Here is a 788-nt window from a genome sequence, read left to right on the forward strand (position 1 = left end):
GCTACCGACCGTCCTCCGCTTCATCCCGCCGCGACACCGAGCAAGTGCGAAATCAATGGGGCGTGGCCGTCGCTTACAGTACTTGAATTGATGCCGGATGTACGGCACGACTCCGGGTACATTCTGGAGTCTGGCTGGAACCAGTGCACGGTCGCGGCGGAATTTCCTTTGAAATCAAGGAGACTTGGCCCAGCGGAGAGGCCCCTACCGCCGGCGCCAAAGTACAATCATGAAACCGGGCGCAAACGGGCACCAATCTATGACAATTAGTCTTTGCCCTGTGCTACAAGCGTGCTACTTCGCCTTAACAATCCCCGCAAGCTTTTGAAATTGAATGACAAAACTCATGCCACCACGATCCACCATAGGGGTCACGCTTAGCCGCGCGGCCTTTGGGACGTCCGAAACTCCTTGTTTTAGTGGCTCTGCACTCATGGTCATCTGACCGATTCACCTCGGTTTATGGGCCTTTTGGCCCCGTTTTCGGGAGTGATGCAACATAATGTTGCACCGATCCCGAAGTGTTGCACCGCTCTCTGCCGCCTCCGGAGCCGCGCCTCCTCGCAGCGAAGGCGAGAGCTCCGCCGAATGCCAGACCGCGAGATATTGAACCCTAAACAAAAACAGTCCGGCGCCCTGATCTTGCAAGCCATAACGGGCAGTGCGCGACGCAGACGCCGTTACAGCATCTCATTGAGTTTCAAAGCCAGCAGCTGATGATGGCCGCAGGCAAGGACCTGTCCGAGGACGCAACCGCAGCCGTCAAGAAAGCCACCGACGAGCTGACC

The 788-nt window shown here is 57.2% G+C and carries 1 pseudogene; it reads left to right on the forward strand.

From position 1 onward, the window contains the following. Positions 1-710: 710 nt before the first annotated feature. Positions 711-788, forward strand: a pseudogene (locus ACOYQJ_RS26215) (phasin, PhaP); the annotation flags it as partial.

This window comes from Pacificoceanicola algae (assembly GCF_049341065.1).
Lineage (GTDB): Bacteria > Pseudomonadota > Alphaproteobacteria > Rhodobacterales > Rhodobacteraceae > Pacificoceanicola.